General features: G+C 40.1%; 21 protein-coding genes. 6 read left to right on the top strand and 15 right to left on the bottom strand.

Translation table 11 applies throughout. The features are described 5' to 3' along the window. The first annotated feature begins 1 nt into the window (after position 1). Positions 2-949, top strand: a complete 948-nt coding sequence (locus tag H5201_RS04685) for a cobalamin biosynthesis protein (RefSeq protein ID WP_182783807.1) — start codon at positions 2-4, stop codon at positions 947-949. Positions 950-1011: 62 nt separating this feature from the next. On the opposite strand, the gene tyrS is transcribed toward H5201_RS04685, so the two are convergent. Beyond that, the gene (tyrS, locus tag H5201_RS04680; RefSeq protein WP_145237578.1) at positions 1012-2211 is read right to left on the bottom strand and encodes a tyrosine--tRNA ligase; all 1200 of its coding nucleotides are present in this window, start codon (positions 2209-2211) and stop codon (positions 1012-1014) included. A 150-nt stretch (positions 2212-2361) separates the two neighbouring features. Between tyrS and H5201_RS04675 the strand changes: the two genes are divergently transcribed. Continuing rightward, a complete protein-coding gene (locus H5201_RS04675) occupies positions 2362-3675 on the top strand; it encodes a peptidoglycan DD-metalloendopeptidase family protein (RefSeq protein ID WP_149980890.1) in 1314 nt (437 codons plus the stop codon). A 208-nt stretch (positions 3676-3883) separates the two neighbouring features. Continuing rightward, the gene (locus H5201_RS04670) at positions 3884-4378 is read left to right on the top strand and encodes a tetratricopeptide repeat protein (protein WP_182717009.1); all 495 of its coding nucleotides are present in this window, start codon (positions 3884-3886) and stop codon (positions 4376-4378) included. A gap of 271 nt (positions 4379-4649) precedes the next feature. Here H5201_RS04670 and H5201_RS04665 read toward each other — a convergent pair whose 3' ends face one another. The 4 genes from H5201_RS04665 to H5201_RS04650 form a co-directional block, all read right to left on the bottom strand. Beyond that, positions 4650-4826 carry a hypothetical protein gene (locus H5201_RS04665; protein WP_167542971.1) on the bottom strand — a complete coding sequence of 59 codons (177 nt, stop codon included), beginning with the start codon at positions 4824-4826 and terminating at the stop codon, positions 4650-4652. A gap of 401 nt (positions 4827-5227) precedes the next feature. Continuing rightward, positions 5228-6358, bottom strand: coding sequence for a sodium ion-translocating decarboxylase subunit beta (locus tag H5201_RS04660; RefSeq protein ID WP_145237582.1), 1131 nt, complete (start codon positions 6356-6358; stop codon positions 5228-5230). Between the two features lie 11 nt (positions 6359-6369). Beyond that, a complete protein-coding gene (gene oadA / locus H5201_RS04655; protein WP_182717008.1) occupies positions 6370-8154 on the bottom strand; it encodes a sodium-extruding oxaloacetate decarboxylase subunit alpha in 1785 nt (594 codons plus the stop codon). Positions 8155-8164: 10 nt separating this feature from the next. Next, entirely contained in the window at positions 8165-8413 is a 249-nt protein-coding gene (locus H5201_RS04650; protein ID WP_182717007.1) for an OadG family protein, read from the bottom strand. A gap of 518 nt (positions 8414-8931) precedes the next feature. Here H5201_RS04650 and H5201_RS04645 point away from each other — a divergent pair. From H5201_RS04645 to H5201_RS04635, 3 genes are all read left to right on the top strand, one after another. Beyond that, positions 8932-9105 carry a DUF1328 family protein gene (locus H5201_RS04645; RefSeq protein ID WP_145237585.1) on the top strand — a complete coding sequence of 58 codons (174 nt, stop codon included), beginning with the start codon at positions 8932-8934 and terminating at the stop codon, positions 9103-9105. Between the two features lie 54 nt (positions 9106-9159). Next, the gene (locus H5201_RS04640) at positions 9160-9351 is read left to right on the top strand and encodes a hypothetical protein (protein ID WP_149980895.1); all 192 of its coding nucleotides are present in this window, start codon (positions 9160-9162) and stop codon (positions 9349-9351) included. Positions 9352-9608: 257 nt separating this feature from the next. After that, positions 9609-12572: a TonB-dependent receptor domain-containing protein gene (locus tag H5201_RS04635; protein ID WP_182717006.1), complete on the top strand. Its 2964-nt coding sequence runs from the start codon at positions 9609-9611 to the stop codon at positions 12570-12572. 70 nt (positions 12573-12642) lie between these two features. On the opposite strand, the gene pdxJ is transcribed toward H5201_RS04635, so the two are convergent. The 10 genes from pdxJ to rpoE all read right to left on the bottom strand — a co-directional run bounded on the left by pdxJ (position 12643) and on the right by rpoE (position 21195). Further along, entirely contained in the window at positions 12643-13374 is a 732-nt protein-coding gene (pdxJ, locus tag H5201_RS04630) for a pyridoxine 5'-phosphate synthase (RefSeq protein ID WP_149980896.1), read from the bottom strand. 62 nt (positions 13375-13436) lie between these two features. Further along, the gene (gene recO, locus H5201_RS04625; protein ID WP_145237591.1) at positions 13437-14126 is read right to left on the bottom strand and encodes a DNA repair protein RecO; all 690 of its coding nucleotides are present in this window, start codon (positions 14124-14126) and stop codon (positions 13437-13439) included. Between the two features lie 17 nt (positions 14127-14143). Next, positions 14144-15076: a GTPase Era gene (era, locus tag H5201_RS04620; protein WP_145237593.1), complete on the bottom strand. Its 933-nt coding sequence runs from the start codon at positions 15074-15076 to the stop codon at positions 14144-14146. Further along, entirely contained in the window at positions 15066-15743 is a 678-nt protein-coding gene (gene rnc / locus H5201_RS04615; RefSeq protein WP_145237595.1) for a ribonuclease III, read from the bottom strand. The genes era and rnc overlap by 11 nt, the downstream gene beginning before the upstream one ends. A gap of 2 nt (positions 15744-15745) precedes the next feature. Beyond that, complete coding sequence (gene lepB / locus H5201_RS04610) at positions 15746-16681, bottom strand: signal peptidase I (RefSeq protein ID WP_149980897.1); 936 nt, start codon at positions 16679-16681, stop codon at positions 15746-15748. Between the two features lie 39 nt (positions 16682-16720). Then, a complete protein-coding gene (gene lepA, locus H5201_RS04605) occupies positions 16721-18508 on the bottom strand; it encodes a translation elongation factor 4 (protein WP_182717004.1) in 1788 nt (595 codons plus the stop codon). Positions 18509-18577: 69 nt separating this feature from the next. Next, a complete protein-coding gene (locus tag H5201_RS04600; RefSeq protein ID WP_149980899.1) occupies positions 18578-19027 on the bottom strand; it encodes a SoxR reducing system RseC family protein in 450 nt (149 codons plus the stop codon). A 12-nt stretch (positions 19028-19039) separates the two neighbouring features. Beyond that, positions 19040-19996, bottom strand: a complete 957-nt coding sequence (locus tag H5201_RS04595; RefSeq protein ID WP_149980900.1) for a MucB/RseB C-terminal domain-containing protein — start codon at positions 19994-19996, stop codon at positions 19040-19042. 4 nt (positions 19997-20000) lie between these two features. Continuing rightward, complete coding sequence (locus H5201_RS04590) at positions 20001-20612, bottom strand: sigma-E factor negative regulatory protein (RefSeq protein ID WP_149980901.1); 612 nt, start codon at positions 20610-20612, stop codon at positions 20001-20003. Between the two features lies 1 nt (position 20613). Further along, positions 20614-21195, bottom strand: a complete 582-nt coding sequence (gene rpoE / locus H5201_RS04585; protein WP_064666393.1) for an RNA polymerase sigma factor RpoE — start codon at positions 21193-21195, stop codon at positions 20614-20616. Positions 21196-21421: the final 226 nt, after the last annotated feature.

Raw genomic sequence — 21421 nt, 5'->3', positions numbered from 1 at the left:
GGTGTTACTCAATTTAGTTCAGCAACATTTGGACTTTATTGTATTTATATTAGCGCTCCTTGCTGAGCGCTTTTTACCTTTGGTAAGCTGGTATCACCCAAATACATTTTTAATTGCGGTATTTAGAGCACTTGGGAAGCGCGTTTTTCGAAAGAGTGAACCTGCAAGTTACCAATATTTGTCATCTTCGTTATGTTTCACCTTAGTCATTTTAGTGATCATGACCTTGGTAATCTTACTGCTTGAATTTGCCTATTACCCTGAACTATTAGCTGGGTTAATTTTATACCTCAGCCTAGAGTGGCGAAGTGTAGAAAGTAAAGCGCTGCGCATTGCACGACTCGTTAAACAAAATCAAAAGTCTACAGCCCGAGAGTTATTAAAACCACTACTTGCTCGCCAGGTTGATAAATTATCAGGCCCTGGTCTTTGCAAAGCCATTATGGAAACGCTGATCTTAAGAGTGGCTCGTCATTACTTTAGCGTTATTTTCTTTTATCTACTATTTGGCCCTATGGCTGCACTGGCTTATCGCCTACTGACTTTGATCCACCAAGCTTGGCGCAAAGATATTTTGCCTAATAGCCCATTTTTAAAATCACTCAGTTGGCTATTATATATTCTTGAGTGGTTACCTACCCGGATATTGGCGCTGACTGTTGCAGCAAGTAAAGCCAGTAAATTGAGCGTTCATTATATTAAGCATTATGGACGGCATTTTTATCAAACAAATAGTGGCTGGTTATTAAGTTGTTGTTCGGCCTCTGTTGGTGTGCAACTCGGTGGCCCTGCCATATACCAAGATACTCGATTTGATAAAATGCGTATTGGTACTGAGCGTTTACCACAGGCTGATGATATTGCGGTATTGATCAATCGGCTAAATCAAGCGCGTGGCTTTTGGTTACTGGTTATATTTGGCATCGAAATCATTAAAACAATGTTGTAGATCACAAAGAGTAAAAAACCAGCCGAAGCTGGTTTTTAAACTGAATTTTCATTCTTTACCTATTAAGCACAGGTAATATTTGCAAACTTACGTTTGCCAACTTGATAAATAGCTGTGCTGCCTTTTGCAATTTCAAGCTTAGTATCAGTGACCTTTTCTTCGCCATTGATTTTAACTGCGCCTTGTTTGATCATTCGCATAGCTTCTGATGTACTCGCAACTAAGCCTGCTTCTTTAAGCAAATTAGTAATAAATACGGTATCTTCATCAATCGTTACTGTCATATCTGGGATATCATCCGGTAACGCATTTTTTTGAAAACGTTTAATAAAATCTTCATGCGCACCAACAGCTGCTGCATCGCTGTGAAAACGAGCAATCATTTCTTTTGCTAAATCGATTTTAATATCACGCGGATTAGTACCTTGTGCAACCTTTTCTTTGAGCGCAGCAATTTCGTCAATTGATAAGCTACTTAGCAAATCATAATAACGCCACATCAGCTCATCACTAATAGACATGATTTTACCAAACATATCGTTAGGGGCATCAGTAATACCAATGTAGTTACCTAATGACTTAGACATTTTTTGCACACCGTCGGTGCCCTCAAGTAAAGGCATCATTAATACGGTTTGTGGTTTTTGCCCTTCGTCTTTTTGTAGCTCACGACCCATTAATAGATTAAAGCGTTGATCAGTACCACCGAGCTCAACATCAGCTTCAAGTGCCACTGAATCCCAACCTTGCACTAATGGATACAAAAACTCATGAATCGCAATTGATTGTCCGCCAGCATAACGCTTTTTAAAATCATCACGTTCTAGCATACGAGCAACAGTTTGACGTGCTGCTAGCTTGATCATCCCTGCAGCGCCTAAATTCTCCATCCAAGTTGAATTAAAAGCAACCGTGGTTTTAGCCGGATCCAGAATTTTAAATACTTGTTCTTTATATGTTTCAGCATTTGCCAATACATCTTCACGGGTTAGTGGCTTACGAGTTACATTTTTACCCGTTGGGTCACCAATCATACCGGTGAAATCACCAATTAAGAAAATCACTTCATGACCTAAGTCTTGGAAGGTTTTCATTTTATTAATTAGCACAGTGTGACCTAAGTGTAAGTCAGGTGCTGTTGGATCAAAACCAGCTTTGATCTTTAGCTTTTTACCAGACTTTAGCTTTTCGACTAACTCGTCTTCAATTAATATTTCTTCAGCACCGCGTTTTATCTCTGCTAGAGCGGTTTGTAAGTCCACTATGTATTACTCCAAAAAATTCAGTCAATCTGGTGATTCTAGCGTAAATCCGCGCCAGTTTAAATCTACAAAACACTGGTATTAACGCTTTATTAAGTATATCCTGCAATATTAGTGATTAATTATCTTGACAGCAGGAAAAGGCACGTTATGGTTCGCGTTGTGCACACTCTCCCAAAAAAACACAAATTGCTTATTCTAGGCTTGGTTTCTGCTATTGCTGCTTTAACACTCATTCCTTCAGAAAAAGCCACCGCCTCTAAAGACAATAGCGCTGATGCGCTAGAAATTGGCAAGCGCTACGAATTACAAATTAAAGTTGATGATAACGAAAAATTAACTGAATTAAATTCGCAAGAAGATGCAGCAAAATTCCCAGAATACAATCTAGTCGATTTTGAAGTAAAGAACGGTGACAATTTAGCACTTATTTTCAAACGCGCCGGCTTTTCAGCGCAAACCGTTCATAAACTGCTTAATACCAATGCAGAAACACGTAAACTTAGTAAAATTCACCCTGGTGAAACATTAAGCTTTGCTACCGCCGAAGATGGTTCTTTGGCACAGTTACGTTATGTGATTTCAAAAACAGATACCCTATTCGTTACATTAAATGAAGAAGGTAACTACGATACGTCTATTGATAGTAAAGAAATTGAAACATTAACTAAATCAACAGGCGGAGAAATTACCAACAGCTTTTGGACCTCAGGTATTGCTGCTGGTTTAAGTGAACGGCAAATAATGAACTTTGCTGACATATTCGGTTGGGATGTGGATTTTGCCAATGATATCCGTAAAGGCGATCAATTTGGTTTAATCTATGAATCGCATTATGTTGATGGCGAGTTTATTGGCACAGGTAAAATTATTGCTGCTGAGTTTATTAACCAAGGTCAACGTTACGCGGCTATTCGTCACAGCGATGGTACTTTTTACACGCCTGAAGGGCGTAGTATGAAAAAAGCATTTTTACGTGCACCGGTTAACTTTAAATATATAAGCTCAAGCTTTAATCCGCGTCGCTTACACCCTGTAACAGGACAAGTAAGAGCACACCGTGGCATTGACTACGCAGCTCGTACCGGAACGCCAGTAGTTGCGTCGGGTAATGGTAAAGTAATTAAAGCCGGTTACAGTAAGTATAATGGTAACTATATATTTATTAGTCACGGCACACAGTACGTCACTAAATACCTACACCTTAACAAGAAACTAGTTAAAACTGGTCAAAAAGTTAAGCAAGGTCAAAAAATTGGTACTGTCGGCTCCACCGGTCGTGTAACAGGCGCACACTTACACTACGAGTTTTTGGTTAACGGCGTTCACCGTAACCCTAAAACGGTTAAGTTACCGAAGTCAGAGCCACTGCCTCGCGACGAGCTTGCTAAGTTTAAACCAATCGCAGATAACTTCTTAGCGCAGCTAGAGCGCAACCGAGAGCTACAGTTAGCGCTTAAGTAAAGCGGTCAGCGAAAAATATAAGCCGTTGTTATGTAAATAGCAACGGCTTTTTGTTGAACTGTTTGATGTGATGCGCTCCGGTTGTATTCGCAAATTAATGTTGCAATAGAACTTGCATGTGCTGCCTCATATCTACTTTTATAGTTTTGAAAGTTAAGCAAACGTCACCTGATAAACGGCTATGAGCGAAAATTGAATATTTTATTGATTGAAATTTAGCCATGCGATTATTAATATCGCAATTTTCTCCGATAACATTAGTGACCGCCGTTTTGGTGTGCTAAAAAACCACCAAAATGGGACAAATAGATTGTTACGTTTCAGAATGAGCATTGAAGATATAAACAAAAAAGCCAAATCATTAATAGATGAAACTTGGAAAGATAACTCCAAGTGGCATCAAAACTTTGATGAGGCAAAAAGCATTCTTGAGCAAGTCTTACATAACCATACTGATGATGAGCTAACTCTCATAAACTATGGAACTGTTCTATGTGATATGGGCAAACATCAAGAAGCGGCTGAATATTTTAAAAAAGCAATAGATCAAGGCAGTAATAACAAACATGCATTTTACAATTTAGGTGTAGCGCTTATGAATTGTTCAACTGACGAAAATGCAATGTTCTACATGAAAAAAGCAAAATCAAAACAAGCTTGTGCTCTAACCTGGGAGGCTTACTTTGATCCAATGGGGCACTAATAACTTAACAAGATGGGTTTATTATCCATACAAAGCGTTTAAACATCGTTCAGACCATGTGGCCTTCACGGGAAACCCAAAGCTGCGTGACTGTTGTGGGATCGCAGAGTAACGAGCATAGATAAATATTCAAAGATTGATATCTACCGTTACAATTTTTTCGTTGTGTTTCGCGGTGCTCAACCCAACCTACACAGTCCATTTAAACACGAGCTTATCACTTACAACTTAAAGCTTACCGCTCCTAGACCTTAAAACTGGCAGCTACGCTCTACCTCACCAACACATAAATCAATTGCACAACCAATGAAATCATCACTAATGGCCAAATGTATTTGGCGTATTTAGTCGCACCATCTAGGCCCATTTTAGACTGATACTTTTCAAGTAGTGGCACAAGAATGATTAATGCAACAAACAGTGAAATTAAAATCACGAAGATATTCATACCATTCCTATTTAATAAAATATCTATCGAGTATACCTAGGGTCTGTTTATCTTTCGAGGTTAAATTTGCAGCTGCGCGTTTGGTTTTTAGGCAAGGCAGAGCCTATGTAGTGTGGTTATTCCCCATAAATAGGAGATAACTCGGCATAAATGCCAAACACGCGCTGCCCGAAGGGTTCTGCCTAGGGGCGATTAACTCTTTGTTGCTCGATTTTTACTTAGCCCACTAGGTTACAAATCTCGCGCCGTGATTAAATCGCCCCTAGTTTGAACAAATTTTAACCATGAAAGGTCAACAGACCCTAAGCGCAAAAAAAAAGCGCAGTAAATACTGCGCCAGTCGGTTGGAAGTAAAAGTTACCTCACCATACTCAGCTCGCTGGGTATGGTTTAAGATTTGTTTAACCTACCAGAGCTAACAAGATACCTGCAGCCACAGCACTACCCAGTACTCCCGCAACATTTGGTCCCATTGCATGCATTAATAAGAAATTATGCGGATTATTCTCCAGACCCACTTTATTAACTACGCGTGCAGCCATTGGCACAGCTGATACACCAGCCGCGCCGATGAGTGGATTGATTGGTGATTTAGAGAACTTGTTCATACCTTTTGCCATAAATACACCTGAAGCTGTACCAATTGCAAAAGCCAAGGCGCCGAGTACCAAAATACCAATTGTTTCTACGGTTAAAAACTTATCTGCAGCAAGCTTAGAGCCTACAGCTAAACCAAGGAAAATAGTGGTGATATTTATGATCTCGTTTTGTGCACTATTACTTAAACGGTCAACCACACCAGACTCTCGCATCAAGTTTCCTAAACAGAACATGCCTACCAGTGGCGTTGCTGCTGGTAAAAACAAAATCGTTAAACTCAATACCATTAACGGAAAAATAATTTTTTCCTTTTTTGATACGGTGCGTAACTGTGGCATTTGAATTTTACGTTCTTCTGGTGTGGTTAAAGCCCGCATAATTGGCGGCTGAATAATTGGCACCAACGCCATATATGAGTATGCAGCTACGGCGATAGCACCCAATAAATCAGGAGCAAGTTTTGAGGCTAAGAAGATTGCCGTCGGGCCATCTGCACCACCTATAATCGCAATTGCTGACGCATCTTGTAAAGAAAACTCAAAACCTGGTACATAGTTTAGTAAAATTGCGCCAAACAAGGTTGCAAAAATACCAAACTGAGCTGCAGCACCTAGCAATAACATACGAGGATTAGCTATCAAGGCACTAAAATCAGTGAGTGCACCAACACCCATAAATATTAATAATGGGAATACACCGGTATCAATCCCAATATGATAAACGTAATACAGCAAACCACCGGGGTCTGATAAGCCCGCTACGGGGATATTTGTTAATATTGCCCCAAAGCCAATTGGTAATAATAATAACGGCTCAAAGTTGCGCGCAATTGCCAGATACAACAATAAACACCCTACTGCGATCATAATAAGCGCAGGAAATGTAAAATTAGCAATACCTGTTGCTTGCCAGAGGTTTAATAATGCTTCCATCCTCTGAGCTCCTAAGCTAGTGCTATCATAGCGTCACCCGTTGCCACTGAATCACCTTCAGCAACAAGAATTTCAGCAATAGTACCGGTGTGGGTTGCACGAATTTCAGTTTCCATTTTCATCGCTTCCATGATGATCACTACATCGCCTTCATTTACCGTTTGACCCGCTTTCACCTTGATTTTAAAGATGTTACCAGCAAGTGGAGCGTTAAGTGTTTCGCCGGAAGCAACTGACGCCGATTGTGGAATATGCTCACTATCTTTAAGTGTTACTTCTTTAAGCTCACCGCCTTGTGCAACCACTACATCATAAACTTTACCATCTACTTTTACGCTGTACTGCTCTGCTTTTACTGTGTTGCTGTTACTTTTTTTATTGCTAACTGGTTGTTCTTTATTAGCAGATTCAGCACTTGGCACAGCTTCGAATGCATCTGGGTTATTACGATTCTTAATGAATTTCAACCCAATTTGTGGGAATAATGCATACGTTAACACGTCATCAATCTGCTCATCCGCTAAGCTTAAACCTTGCTCTTGTGCTTCTTTTAATAGCTCAGCTTGGAGTATTTCTAGTTCTGGTTGCAATAAATCAGCTGGGCGGCAAGTAATGACTTCTGCGCCATTAAGTACGCGCTCTTGTAACTCTTTATTCATCGGCGCAGGAGTTACGCCATACTCACCTTTTAGCACTCCGGCAGTTTCTTTGGTGATAGTTTTATAACGCTCGCCCGTCAATACGTTTAATACTGCTTGTGTACCAACAATTTGTGATGTTGGTGTAACTAACGGTAAATAACCTAAGTCTTCACGTACACGTGGGATCTCAAGTAATACTTCATTCAATTTATCCGCAGCACCTTGCTCTTTAAGCTGGTTTTCCATATTAGTTAACATGCCACCAGGCACTTGCGCTAATAAAATACGGCCATCAACACCTTTTAAGCTGCCTTCAAACGCGGCATATTTTTTACGAACATCACGGAAATAAGCAGCAATCTCTTCGAGTTGATTTAAATCCAGCTCAGTATCACGTTCAGTACCTTCAACAATCGATACAATCGTTTCAGTTGCGCTGTGCCCGTAAGTCATACTCATTGATGAAATTGCGGTATCAAGCATATCAATACCAGCATCAATCGCTTTTTGGTAAGTAGCAGTACTTAAACCTGTTGTGGCATGACACTGCATTGCAATTGGGATAGAGACTGTTTCTTTTAACGCTTTGATTAACTCTTCTGCATCGTATGGTTTAAGCAAACCGGCCATGTCTTTAATACAAATTGAATGACAGCCTAACTCTTCAAGCTGCTTGGCAAGCGTTAACCACATATCAAGTGTATGAACCGGGCTTACTGTGTACGAAATTGTACCTTGTGCATGTGCGCCAACTTTAATTGCAGCTTTAATAGCCGTTTCAAGATTACGAACATCGTTCATCGCATCAAAAATACGAAACACATCAACACCATTTTTGTGCGCTCGCTCTACAAATTTTTCAACAACATCATCGGCATAATGACGATAGCCTAAAAGGTTTTGACCACGTAATAACATTTGCTGTTTAGTATTTGGCATAGCTTTTTTAAGAGCACGAATACGCTCCCAAGGATCTTCACCCAAATAACGAATGCATGAATCAAAAGTAGCCCCACCCCATGATTCGATCGACCAATAACCTGCATCATCTAATTTTTGTGCAATCGGTAGCATGTCATCCAAACGCATACGCGTTGCTAATAATGATTGATGCGCGTCCCTAAGTACTAATTCTGTTAATTTTAATTTAGCCACAAGTCACTCCTTATAGTTTTTGTTTATTTTTGTATTGAGCTATGGCTGCACTTATCGCAGCGATGTGTTCACTTGATACACCTGATGCTTTGATTGACGGTGTACGCGTTGGCGTTGTTGCAACCGGCTGTTCAAAACGACTCGCTAATTTAGACATAATGGTAATTGCTGAAATCAACAACGAAAGAAAAACGAAAACGCCCACCATCCCGGTGATCATTAAGTTTGCTGCTGTAGCAAGTAACTGACCTATATCCATCCTGCTCCCCCCTGATTATTTCCACCCAGCCCCGCTAGGTAAAAAATCACTTTATTTAAATAATTATGCAACAATCATAACAAAGAAAAAGACCAAGTCCAACACTTTGTAAATTGGTAAAACCAATTAATACAAAGCTAACATATGCTCAGCAAAGTTAACACTCTACATTTTGCTATAATTTCATAGGATATAGATGATAAAAATACTGAATATAGCTATAACTTATAAGTAAAAGCTTATCCGCAGCTGGAAAACCTACCGACTGAACGACTGAACAACCGCTTGATTAAATACAAAATGGCTCAAAAATGAAATTGGTCTTACCAAAAAACGACTTAAATATTGATTTTTAGAGCGTCGAGTATAAGTTACAGATAAAGCTGTAAATAATTCCCACCTAATTTATGAAGAGAAATGAAATAAACCCCTATAACATTGATAATAAAGGATTTAAATACATGGCATGTAACTAGCATTATTTACTCTGAACAAATTTACAAACCAAGGAGACGACAATGTTACGCTGGACAATTACATTTCTAGTTATTGCACTTATTGCTGCAGTGTTAGGTTTTGGTGGTATCGCAGGTGCCGCAGCAGGAATTGCTAAGATTATCTTTTTTATCTTTATTGTATTGTTAGTTATTTCACTCGTTTCAGGTGCATTGCGCGGCAATGTCCCTAAGTGATAACAATTTATTTTAAATAACAACACATTTATTATTTTTACAAGGAATTACATTATGAAATCGACAACTATTAAAACCGCTGTGATCGCTTTATTCGCTAGTTTTTTTATCATGGGTTGTGAAGACAATCATGCAGAAGAGGCCGGTGAGCGCATCGATGAAGCTGTTACCGACGTACAAAACAAAGTAGAAGACGCCTGTGAAGAAGTAAAAGAAGGCGTTAACGCTAAAGAGACTAACTGTTAATAAATATATTCAAGATTAAAAAGCGGCTTCCGAAGCCGCTTTTTTATTTAAGCTACTGTTTAAAAACAATCTTTTTATCTACCCTGCCGTATTTCATTCGTTTTACATTTCAAACTTTTCAAAATTTTATATTTTGACGCTTTAAATTATTTGTATGTCCCAACTTAATGACTATCTTTAAAAAGCTAAGAGGAAGCATCTGCAATGTGCTTCCTGTTGTATTTAGCCTAATTATTATAAATATTTGGGAGATTACAATGTTAAAAAGTAGAATTTCATCTGCAGTGAAATATGCACTTAGTGCAGGGGTTGTCTCAACCGCACTCATCTATTCACCACTTTCCACAGCACAAGAAACTGAAGTCGACAAAGACGTCGAAGTTATTTCTGTTACAGGTAGCCGTATTCGCCAACCAGGAGCTGTTTCCGCTAGTCCTATCATTTCCATTGGAGAAAAAGAACTTGGTTTTCAACAAGAACCTGAAGTTGAACAAATATTAAGAAACTTACCAGCAACAGTACCTGGTGATGGTAGTAACGTTAATAATGGTTCTGGCGGTGCAGCTACAATAAACTTACGCGGTCTTGGTGCTCAACGCTCATTAGTATTAATGAATGGCCGTCGTATGATCCCATATAACTATAATGGTGCCGTAGATAGTTCAACCATCCCCAGTGCATTAATTGAACGAATTGATATTGTTACCGGTGGAGCATCTGCCGTTTATGGTTCTGATGCAATAGCGGGCGCTGTCAACATAGTGCTAAAAGATGATTTCCAAGGGGTGGTTTTTGACGCCAAACATTCAGAAACTGGCGATGGTGACGGTGATAAAGACAGCTTCAGTATTACTCTGGGTTCTAATCTTGAAGATGACAAAGGTAATGTAGTGTTATCGCTAGGTTGGACACAACGAGATCAAATTTTATTAGGTGATAGACCATTAGGCCTGCTAGGAATTGAAACTAAAACGGGTGCTAACTATGAACAATTCTTAAATGGCGAGCCGCCAATCCCAGCTCCTGATGCATGTAGTGGTCCAAACTCCGTCGAAAGTGGTGGATCTACCACCGCTTTTCCTACTCGATTTACAATTGTTGGTGCTGGCGGTAATGGTAGTGGCCAATTCAGAAATGATGGCACATTAGCCGCTACTGAGTGTAGTGTATTCAACTTCAACCCATACAACTTCTATCAAACACCATCTGAACGCTATTCAGCAACAGCTATTGGTAATTACTACCTGACAGATGATCACCAAGTTTATTCATCTGTGAACTTTACTAATACCAGTGTTGATACCCAAGTAGCTCCTTCTGGTACTTTTGGATCTGTGTTCAATTTACCATTAGCCAATCCATTAATAGGCGATCAAGCAAGGCAATTTATGATCGATGGCGCTACGGCTGCTTTAGGTGAAGGAAGTTTAGATACATCTAATTGGCAAGACATAAATGGCAATGGTATTGTTGATGAAGCTGACTACCTGTCAGTTCAACTTAGAAGACGTACATTAGAGCTTGGCGCTCGAACAGAACGATTTGACAGCACTCAATTTCAAATGGTGACTGGGGTTACAGGTTACTTTTTAGATGATTGGCAATATGATGCAAGCTATCAATATGGTGAATCTAACCGAACAACTGTTCGTGGTGGTTACACCAACTTAACTAACATTCAAAACGCGCTTGATACTACAGATGGCGTTACTTGTAAAAATGGTGATTCTAGTTGTGTTCCTATCAACTTATTTGGTGGTTTTGGTTCAATCACCGAAGAAATGGCAGGTTATGCACAAGCAATTGCATTGCAACAACAAAAATACAGCCAAGAAGTTTTCACTGCTAGTGTAAATGGCTCATTCGACTTTATTGAAATTCCGGGCGCTGGCGCACCACTGGCAATGAGTTTTGGCTATGAAAAGCGTAAAGAAAAAGGCTTATTTGAGCCTGACGAATGTTTAAAGCTTGCTCCAGCAAGCTGCCAAGGTGGTGCTGGCGGTAATCAACTTCCAATCTCTGGCGGTTTCTCCGTTGATGAGTTATTTATGGAAGGCTACTTGCCGGTATTAGATGGGTTACCAGGTGCTGAAACGCTTGATGTTGAGTTTGGTTTTCGTTGGGCTGATTATGATACAGTTGGTAGCAATGAAACCTGGAAGTTAGGCTTTAATTGGCGTCCAGTCAGCGATATTTTAGTCCGCGTCATGCAACAACAAGCTACTCGTGCACCTAATGTTGGTGAGATTGCATCCCCTGTAGTCACAGGATTAGATAATGCTCAAAGTGACCCGTGTTCAGTAGCTAATGCAGGTAATATTGATGAAACATTAAAACAGCTTTGTATATCAACTGGAATGACTGAAGCGCAAGTTGGTAATGTGCAAAATGTTATTTCAGGGCAAGTACAAGTTATTAGCGGTAGTGATCCTCTGAATCCTCCGGGGGCCGAAGAAGCAGACACATTTACAGCAGGTATTGTGTGGACGCCTGAGTTTGATGCGCTTGAAAACTTTACAATCACATTAGATTACTATGATATTGATATTAGTAATATTATTGGCAACTTTTCTGCTCAAGAAATTCTTGATGCTTGTTATGTACTTGGCGATACCAATGAGTGTGCAAAAATAAATAGAATTGGTGGTGATTTAACAATTGCTGGAGCTGGTATAGAACAGTTCACCACTAACTTGAAAAGCCAACGTGCTGAAGGTATCGAACTTGGTTTTAACTTTGCTGTACTAATGGACGAAATGGGCGAATTGCAATTTTCAGGTAATATCAATAAATATCTAACACAGGAGTCACAAAGCTCAGACACAGCTAGAATAATCGATTGTAAAGGTTACTTCAGTACCAGTTGTGACCCTGTATCAGAGCTTCGTTGGGTGCAACGTACTAGCTGGGTATGGGAAGATTTAACAATGTCATTACAATGGCGTCATATAGATGGCGTTGAAGTAGAGCCGATTGAAGCCCCGAATGTTTTTGAAGATTTTAGAAGCATTGACAGCTACGACTACTTTGATTTATTTGCTAGTTATTACGCAACAGAAAACATTGTAGTTAATTTCGGTATAGATAATATTTTTGAAAAAGAACCACCTGTCGTTGGTGGTGAAGCTGGCGATACCAGCTCTAACTCAGGTAATACATTCCCAAGTAACTATGATGTACTTGGCCGCAAATTTAAAATGGGCATTAAAGTCCAATTTTAAATAAATCCTTTCAGTTGCATTAACATGCACCGCACTTTATGCGGTGCATGTTTATAATTTATTACAATGGCTATGCTCTCGCTTCTAGCATTAGTCGCTTCATGTCACGTACTGCTTTATCTAATCCATCAATGGCTGCGCGCGCTATAATTGCGTGACCAATGTTTAATTCGTAAATTTCTTTCATAGCAGCAATCGGTTTCACGTTATGATAATGAAGACCGTGGCCGGCGTTTACTATCAAACCCAAACTTGCTGCATACTTTACGCCTTGATGAATATGCTCAAGTTGTTTTTGTATCTCGGTATCAGTTTGCGCATCCGCATAAGCGCCAGTATGAATTTCAACATAAGGGGCATTACAGGCTTTAGCTGCATCTAGTTGTGCTTTGTCTGCATCGATAAATAATGATACTTTAATACCGGCGTCAGTTAATTTTGCTGTCGCGGCTTTAATCTTATCTAGATTACCAACAACGTCTAAACCGCCTTCGGTGGTCAACTCTTCGCGTTTTTCTGGTACTAAGCAAACATAAGCTGGCTTAACATCTAAAGCAATATCAATCATTTCATCTGTAACCGCTATTTCAAGGTTCATTCGTGTTTGGATTGTTTTAGCCATCACATACACGTCACGATCTTGAATGTGACGACGGTCTTCACGTAAATGAATAGTGATCCCATCAGCGCCAGCATGCTCAGCAACACTCGCAGCATGTGCTGGATCTGGGTAATTTGTACCCCGAGCTTGGCGTAAGGTAGCAATATGATCAACGTTTATACCCAAAAGAATATCTTTCATTTTTTTACCTGTAAAAATAACGGTTAAAAATACCGTATTAAGATTGTTGGTGAATACCCAAACTATTTGGATATAAACAGCTCGCGACTTTTTAATGGTTTTTTGCCTAATAAAGGCTTCATTAAATGACGACTTAATTGTTTTGCCATATATAACACATCCGGCGCACTAAAGTCATGAGCTGCAATTGCATTTAACTGCGCGCCAGAAAAGCCACTGCCTTGATTTTCTTGGGCAACAAAGCCGTATTCAGCAAAGTAACTATACGTTTGCTCTGCCGAAATTGGATCGCCTGCGGCATCAAAACTAAAGTCAACGCCATAGCCTAATAATTCTAATAGTTGAAATTCATAAGAACGTAATACAGCTTGTAAATTAGGGTGCTGGTTAAGCTGTTGTAGGTGAGTTTTATACAATTGATAGGCATGATCAATCGGTTCATTAATTGGTACAATGCGGTTGGTTAGTTCATTGAGGTAAAACCCACAATAAAGCTGATCCCCAACTAGTGTGGATTGCGTGCCATGTAGTTCAAATCGTTGGATATATTTCAGGTCGTGTTTACCGGTATAATTTACCAGTAAGGCTTGGAAGGGTTGTAACTGAGCTTTGTATTTTGTTGCTTGGCGACCGCTAATTCGCGCCAGCATGCGCAACTGGCCAACGCCTTCTACTAACATATCAAGCATTACTTGTGAGTCACTAAAAGGACGTCGGTGTAATAAATATGCCGTGTAGAAGTCGCTATCCATAAATATCGCTTAGGCTATTAATCTTCACCATAGCCTAAACTGCGAAGTGCTCTCTCGTCGTCAGCCCAACCTGATTTAACCTTCACCCAAAGTTCTAAAAACACTTTATTATCAAGCATTTCTTCGAGATCTTTACGGGCTTCGCGGCCAATCACTTTAAGCTTTTCGCCTTTATTACCAATAACCATACGTTTTTGCGTTTCACGCTCAACTAAAATCAAGCCATTGATATGCCAAATGCCATTTTCTTGCCATTTAAATTGCTCAATTTCAACGGTAACTGAGTAAGGAAGCTCCTCACCCATAAAGCGCATCAACTTTTCACGGATCACTTCGGCTGCCATAAAGCGCATAGAACGATCTGTTACGTAATCTTCAGGGAAGTAAAATTCACACGGTGGTAAACGCTTAGTTACTTCATCTTTGATCAGGTTGATATTTTTACCTTGAGTCGCAGATACTGGCATAATGCCAACAAAATCAAACTTTTCGCCTAACCACTTCATATGCGGTAGCACAAGGTCACGGTCTTTTACTTGATCAATTTTGTTCATCACAAGTAATACCGGTTTGCCATTTTGCTTTACTTTGTTAAGCACCATTTCATCGTCAGCATTCCAATGAGTACCTTCAACAACAAAAATAACTAGCTCAACATCACCTAATGAACTTGAAGCAGCACGGTTCATTAAACGGTTAATAGCACGCTTTTCTTCAACATGCAGGCCTGGTGTATCAACATACACGGCTTGGTGCTTACCTACAGTATGAATACCCATAATACGGTGGCGTGTGGTTTGCGGTTTACGCGAGGTAATACTTACTTTTTGCTCAATAATTTCATTAAGCAAGGTAGATTTACCAACGTTTGGGCGGCCAACAATAGCGACCATGCCACAAAAAGTATCTAAATCACGCGTGTGCGGTTGGATCAATGTATCAAGATTCATTTTTAAGTATCTTCAACGCTTTTTCAGCGGCTTTTTGTTCAGCTTTACGACGAGAACTGCCAACTGAGATGATGCTATCCATACCTTCAACAATACATTCAACCGTGAACGTTTGATTGTGTGCCTGACCTTTAGTATCAACTACAGTATAGCCTGGCAAAGGTAATTTGCGGGCTTGTAAGTATTCTTGTAGCAATGTTTTAGGATCTTTTTGGTTTAAACCTGGCGAAATGGCATCAAGGCGAGATTCATACCACGCTAAAATCAAGTCTCCACAAACATCAATGCCAGCATCTAAAAATACCGCACCAATAATTGCTTCAACCGCATCAGCTAAAGTTGATTCACGTCTAAAACCACCACTTTTAAGCTCACCCGGCCCTAAGCGTAAGTAATCACCTAGGCCAAACTCTAAACCAAATTCAGCTAAGGTTTGTCCACGCACAAGCGTTGAACGCATGCGGCTAAGATCGCCTTCACGCGCTTTGGGGAACTTACTATATAAAGCATTGGCAATGACAAAGCTTAAAATGGAATCGCCCAAAAACTCTAAGCGTTCATTGTGTTGTCCTTTATGGCTGCGATGGGTCATCGCCTGCTCAAGCAATACTTGATCAATAAAGGTATACCCTATTTTGCTATATAACTCTGTTACATTTTTTTTCATTGTTACTGAATATTACCTAGGCGTTCAAAACGAACACCAGTTGGAACCCAGCCTGGTAAAATGTCATCTGGGCCATTCTCAAATTCAAAACTCATCCATATAAAGACAGCTTTACCCACCAAGTTTTCTTTTGGCACAAAGCCCCATACGCGACTATCTTGGCTGTTATCGCGGTTATCACCCATCATAAAATAATGATCAGCCGGCACTACCCATTCATCAGAACGTGTACCCGGTTGTTGATAGTAACGCCCTTTCATTTCCAGCGCTTCAGGGTTAATTAAAATATTATGTTTTAGCGTAGTCAAATTTTCATCTAACCGAACTAAATCCATAGAGCCTTGCTTAAATTCATCGCGATTAATGATCTCCATGTCAATTTTATTAAATTCATTACACAATAAGTCACCTTGTTGTGTTTGTCCTTGTTCGCAATTTGGCTGAATGTATAAACGCTTATCACGGTAAACGATTTTATCACCCGGTAAACCAATCGCACGTTTAATATAATCGATACTTTCATCTAATGGGTATTTAAATACCACAATATCACCACGTTCTGGCTCTGCCACATCAACTAATTGAGTACGCCAAACAGGGTCTTTCACGCCATACGAATATTTCTGTACTAAGATAAAATCGCCAACTAATAGTGTCGGCATCATTGAACCTGATGGTATTTGAAACGGCTCGAATATAAACGACCTAAAAATCGTAATAGCCGCAATCATCGGAAAAATTGATTTTGCCGTTTCAGTAATCGTCGGTTCTGGCGCAATTAGTGCTGCAGTTTCTTCATCTAGCTCGCCGCCAGCAGAACTTTGCGCAAGAGCTAAGCGTTGCTGCCTTTTTGGTGCAAACATAAAATGGTCAATTAACCAAATTAAGCCTGAGCCTAAAGTTAACAACACTAAAAATATTGAAAAATAACCTGCCATGCATTAAATCCTTTATCTTACGTAATTTGGTTAAAAAACTTACTTACCAACTTTAAGAATAGCTAAAAATGCTTCTTGAGGCACTTCAACATTACCTAGTTGCTTCATACGTTTTTTACCATCTTTTTGCTTTTGAAGTAGCTTTTTCTTACGACTCACGTCGCCACCATAACACTTCGCGATTACGTTTTTACGTAACTGTTTAACAGTGGTACGGGCAATAACGTGTGCACCTATTGCCGCTTGAATCGCAATATCAAACATTTGACGAGGAATAAGCTCTTTCAATGCATCAGCTAGTTGACGACCACGCGATTGCGCACTGTCTCTGTGAACAATAATCGCAAGTGCATCAACACGCTCACCATTGATCAAAATATCAACACGTACCATGTCTGATGTTTGAAAGTGCTTAAAGTTATAATCAAGCGAGGCAAAGCCACGACTGGTTGACTTTAACTTATCGAAAAAGTCCATCACCACTTCAGCCATTGGCAGTTCATAAGTAACTGCGACTTGTTTACCGTGATAGTTCATCTTGGTTTGCATACCACGCTTTTCAATACAAAGCGTAATAACACTGCCTAAATACTCTTGTGGTACAAGAATATTAGCTTCAACAACGGGCTCACGAATTTCTAAAATATCATTTACAGCAGGTAAATCAGATGGGTTATCAATCTGAATCGTACCTTCCTTAGTTACAACTTCGTAAATTACCGTTGGTGCGGTGGTAATTAAGTCAATATCGTATTCACGCTCTAAACGCTCTTGAATGATTTCCATGTGCAACATGCCCAAGAAGCCACAGCGAAAGCCAAAGCCAAGTGCTGTTGAATTTTCTGGTTCGAAGAATAACGACGCATCATTTAAGCTTAGTTTATTAAGCGCATCACGGAATGATTCATACTCATCCGAGGCAATTGGAAACATACCGGCATAAACTTGTGGTTTAATTTTTTGAAAGCCCGGTAAGCGCTCAGGTGCTGCATTTTTTTGATGGGTAATAGTGTCACCTACTGGCGCACCATGTATTTCTTTAATACCCGCAATAACAAAACCTACTTCACCAGTTCTTAAAATACCGGTGTTGGTTTGCTTTGGTGTAAAAACACCAACCTGATCTGCAGTGTGTATATGCTCGTTCGACATAATTTTTATCTTGTCGCCCGTTCTTAATTCACCGTGCTTAATACGCACCAGCGATACTACACCTTGATACGGGTCAAACCATGAGTCGATGATAAGCGCCTGTAGCGGCTTGTCTTTATCACCCTCTGGTGGCGGTACGTCCTTAACAATCATTTCAAGAACTTCGGCAATACCCACACCTGTTTTAGCGCTACATTGCACGGCATCTAGGGCATCGATACCAATAATATCTTCAATTTCTTCGGCTACACGAAGTGGATCAGCTTGTGGTAAATCGATTTTATTTAATACCGGAATTACTTCTAAATTCATTTCGATGGCGGTGTAACAATTCGCTAGAGTTTGCGCTTCAACACCTTGACCGGCATCAACAACTAATAATGCACCTTCACACGCTGCTAGTGAACGCGATACTTCATAAGTAAAGTCAACGTGTCCAGGGGTGTCGATAAAGTTAAGTTGGTAAGTCTCACCATCGTTGGCTTTATAATTTAGAGTTACACTTTGCGCTTTAATGGTGATACCACGCTCGCGCTCAATATCCATTGAATCCAATACTTGCTTTTGCATTTCGCGGTCTGTTAAACCACCACAAACTTGGATCAAACGATCTGAAAGGGTCGATTTACCGTGGTCAATATGGGCGATGATCGAAAAATTACGGATATGCTTCATAAACTGGATTCTAAACTTCTATTTTAATGGACTGAGTGTATAAAGCCGTAATTTTACATTTAATTGGCTTCAATCACCATCTATTTGAGTTAAAGGAAGGCTAATAGGGTGAATTTTTATTACTTTAACATCATGCTTTAGGCTTTTCACTCGGCTTTTAGCGATGCCAAAGCCAGTAAAACCACCAGCTATAGCGGCAATGATTTGCAACCATTCAGGCACAGAAAAAACCTCAGCAGCCACTAACGCAAATACCAGACTTAACACCAAAGGCAACATATACACTGCAAAAGCATGCTTTACCATGTGGCTATCATCCAGTGCTAGGGTTACTTTTTGCCCAACCACAACTGGAATTTCAAATCGATAGGGGAAGGTTTTTTTAGCAGTGCCAAATAGCTTACTAAAAATTTGTGAACCACAACGGCCATTACACCCTTCACAGGCTTGCTTTTGTTGGGCTTCTAAATGCGCAGTGGCGCCTTGAATCGACACCACTGTAAGAGTTTGTTCTATCATTATCAGCTTATATTACAAGGGTCTTGCAACCGATTCAGCAATTGCTTTTGCAGTCATTGCTGGAATATTCCCCACCACTGACACATCAAAACTACCGCTATTATGCACATATACTGTCGTGGCACCGGATGACAATGCACCGCTTGGTCTGCGACCTGGTAATGGTCTTTGTACGAACACTGAAATTTCGACAAAACCATCTGAGTATAAATAATAATCCGTCAGTTCATTGTTCAAATCAAGCTTATGACGGTCTGATTTTAGTAAACTAAACCCCTCCGGTAACCAACCTATTTGCCAATTATTACTTCCTGTATTTGCTTCATTTTTGGTAATTGCCGCTGCCGGTAGTGGCGTTGGAAATTTACGATTAAGCATTTCAAGTAATAACGCAGCGGGCTCTTCGGTTACACTAATATGGGTTAACTGTAGTTGTTCTAACATCTCACCGGCATGATTAACATAAGCAGATTTTAGTAATAGTGATGACTCTGCATCAAGCCACAGCCAATAATTAAACTTATACTCGTCTTTTGATTCGATGCGCACAAGCTGCGCAGCACGCCCTGCAATACGGCCTTTACCACCGAGTACAAAATCGTAATGCTGACTTAAGCGCTCAACATCTTTAAACAACACTTCTGGGATTGGGCCTGCTATAGAATCAGTATCTATTGAATAAGGCTCAGACTGTGGCTCAAAATAAGTAACTTGGTCATCGATACGAACCATCTCAAGGCCTGCGCCATTGAGTAAGCTCAAATGTTCGAGTTCTGTATTACCTTGTTTTGCATGCAACCAACGATATGGTTCCATTGACTTTCCTTTCACGACCACAAATGATGCGTCAAAGTTACGATTATGAACGGCGTCAGCCATTTTGAGCAGTAGCTCTTTTGCGGGGTTTTCGTCGTCAGCAAAAGCTGGAGCCATTAATACCAACGACAAAATAAAAGTAATTACTTTCATTTAATTAGTTTTTTTCCTCTTCGGCTTGCGCCTCAGTGTGAGCTTTTTCTAATGAATATGCAACTCGTGCTTGGCGTTGATGTTCTAATACTAACGCGCCAATACGCTGTTGCTGTAACTCACGCAAACCTTGCTCTGCATTTTGTAAAGCGGGTTCTGACGAATAGCTAACTGGTGATGCCATTCCTGTTACTGGTGTTGTTTGTAACATCGGAATTTCATTGCTAGGTGAGTTTTCACCTTGTGGCAATGTTTGTACACCAACAATTGCAAACATGGCGACACTTGCTGCAATTGCAAGTTGTGCAACTGGTTTGCGCCAGTTAAATGCCACTACATTATCGGTGCCCGTTGCAGCCAATGGTGTTGGCTGTGCCGCTGGTTGTGTGAAATCAGCATAAACTGGCTCACTTTCCAGCGCTTGCGCAACACTATCGCTTATATCAAAGACGAACGCATCTTCTGACTCAGCACGCATTACGTCACCTATTAGCGCATAACGTCCTAAGGTTGCCGCATCTTGCTGGGCAATAACCTCATCAGTTAATGATTGTTCGCCGTCAAGTAATGCGGATAAATGCTGATTATCCAACTTGTTAACGTGTGCTTTTGTCATATTAAGACTCGCCTATTAATGGGTTTAATTTGTTATCTATTGCTTCACGGGCACGGAAAATACGCGAACGCACCGTCCCGACTGGGCAATCCATCACCACGGCTATTTCTTCATAGCTCATCCCTTCGATTTCTCGTAGAGTGATCGCGGTTTTAAGATCTTCAGGCAAACTATCAATGGTGTTAAAAATCACTGCGCGAACTTCTTCGCTTAATAACAAGTTCTCAGGGGATGCGTTTGAACGCATTGCATCAGCACCATCATAAAACTCTGCATCGTCAGCATCTATATCATTTGCTGGCGGTTTGCGGCCCTGAGCCACTAAGTAATTTTTAGCACAATTAACGGCGATACGGTATAACCAAGTATAAAAGGCACTGTCCCCTCTAAAGTTTGGAAGTGCGCGGTATGCTTTAATAAAAGCTTCTTGAGCAACATCAGCAATATCGCCTTGATTTGATACATAACGTGAAATCAAACCGGCTATTTTGTTCTGATACTTCTTTACTAAAAGATTGAAGGCATTTTTATCGCCCTGCTGGACCCTTTTTACTAGCGCTAAATCCAAATCCTGCTCGCTCATTCGAGCCGGTACTCCTCTGTCTGATTATTGCTTGTCATTCATATCCTGCCATTGTTTACAAATACTCTGACTGCTGCATGAATGAAAAGTTCTGTTTAATATTATTTTTTTATAAAATAGCATATAAATATATTGGCGAAAGTTGAAAATCACTAATAGTGTCGCGCCAAATATGATACATATACGCCTATCATAATATTATTATTTGCTCATTACTGTTTATACA

The organism is Pseudoalteromonas sp. SG43-6 (assembly GCF_014164365.1).
In the GTDB taxonomy this organism is placed as follows: Bacteria; Pseudomonadota; Gammaproteobacteria; order Enterobacterales; family Alteromonadaceae; genus Pseudoalteromonas; species Pseudoalteromonas rhizosphaerae.
This window is presented reverse-complemented; position numbering and strand designations above follow the sequence as displayed.

Bases quoted from the DNA above. Each gene is read 5' to 3' on its own strand.
- H5201_RS04675 (WP_149980890.1), top strand. From the start codon at position 2,362: ATGGTTCGCGTTGTGCACACTCTCCCAAAAAAACACAAATTGCTTATT.
- H5201_RS04665 (WP_167542971.1), bottom strand. From the start codon at position 4,826: ATGAATATCTTCGTGATTTTAATTTCACTGTTTGTTGCATTAATCATT.
- H5201_RS04660 (WP_145237582.1), bottom strand. From the start codon at position 6,358: ATGGAAGCATTATTAAACCTCTGGCAAGCAACAGGTATTGCTAATTTT.
- H5201_RS04650 (WP_182717007.1), bottom strand. From the start codon at position 8,413: ATGGATATAGGTCAGTTACTTGCTACAGCAGCAAACTTAATGATCACC.
- H5201_RS04645 (WP_145237585.1), top strand. From the start codon at position 8,932: ATGTTACGCTGGACAATTACATTTCTAGTTATTGCACTTATTGCTGCA.
- H5201_RS04640 (WP_149980895.1), top strand. From the start codon at position 9,160: ATGAAATCGACAACTATTAAAACCGCTGTGATCGCTTTATTCGCTAGT.
- H5201_RS04635 (WP_182717006.1), top strand. From the start codon at position 9,609: ATGTTAAAAAGTAGAATTTCATCTGCAGTGAAATATGCACTTAGTGCA.
- pdxJ (WP_149980896.1), bottom strand. From the start codon at position 13,374: ATGAAAGATATTCTTTTGGGTATAAACGTTGATCATATTGCTACCTTA.
- recO (WP_145237591.1), bottom strand. From the start codon at position 14,126: ATGGATAGCGACTTCTACACGGCATATTTATTACACCGACGTCCTTTT.
- era (WP_145237593.1), bottom strand. From the start codon at position 15,076: ATGAATCTTGATACATTGATCCAACCGCACACGCGTGATTTAGATACT.
- rnc (WP_145237595.1), bottom strand. From the start codon at position 15,743: ATGAAAAAAAATGTAACAGAGTTATATAGCAAAATAGGGTATACCTTT.
- lepB (WP_149980897.1), bottom strand. From the start codon at position 16,681: ATGGCAGGTTATTTTTCAATATTTTTAGTGTTGTTAACTTTAGGCTCA.
- lepA (WP_182717004.1), bottom strand. From the start codon at position 18,508: ATGAAGCATATCCGTAATTTTTCGATCATCGCCCATATTGACCACGGT.
- H5201_RS04600 (WP_149980899.1), bottom strand. From the start codon at position 19,027: ATGATAGAACAAACTCTTACAGTGGTGTCGATTCAAGGCGCCACTGCG.
- H5201_RS04595 (WP_149980900.1), bottom strand. From the start codon at position 19,996: ATGAAAGTAATTACTTTTATTTTGTCGTTGGTATTAATGGCTCCAGCT.
- H5201_RS04590 (WP_149980901.1), bottom strand. From the start codon at position 20,612: ATGACAAAAGCACACGTTAACAAGTTGGATAATCAGCATTTATCCGCA.
- rpoE (WP_064666393.1), bottom strand. From the start codon at position 21,195: ATGAGCGAGCAGGATTTGGATTTAGCGCTAGTAAAAAGGGTCCAGCAG.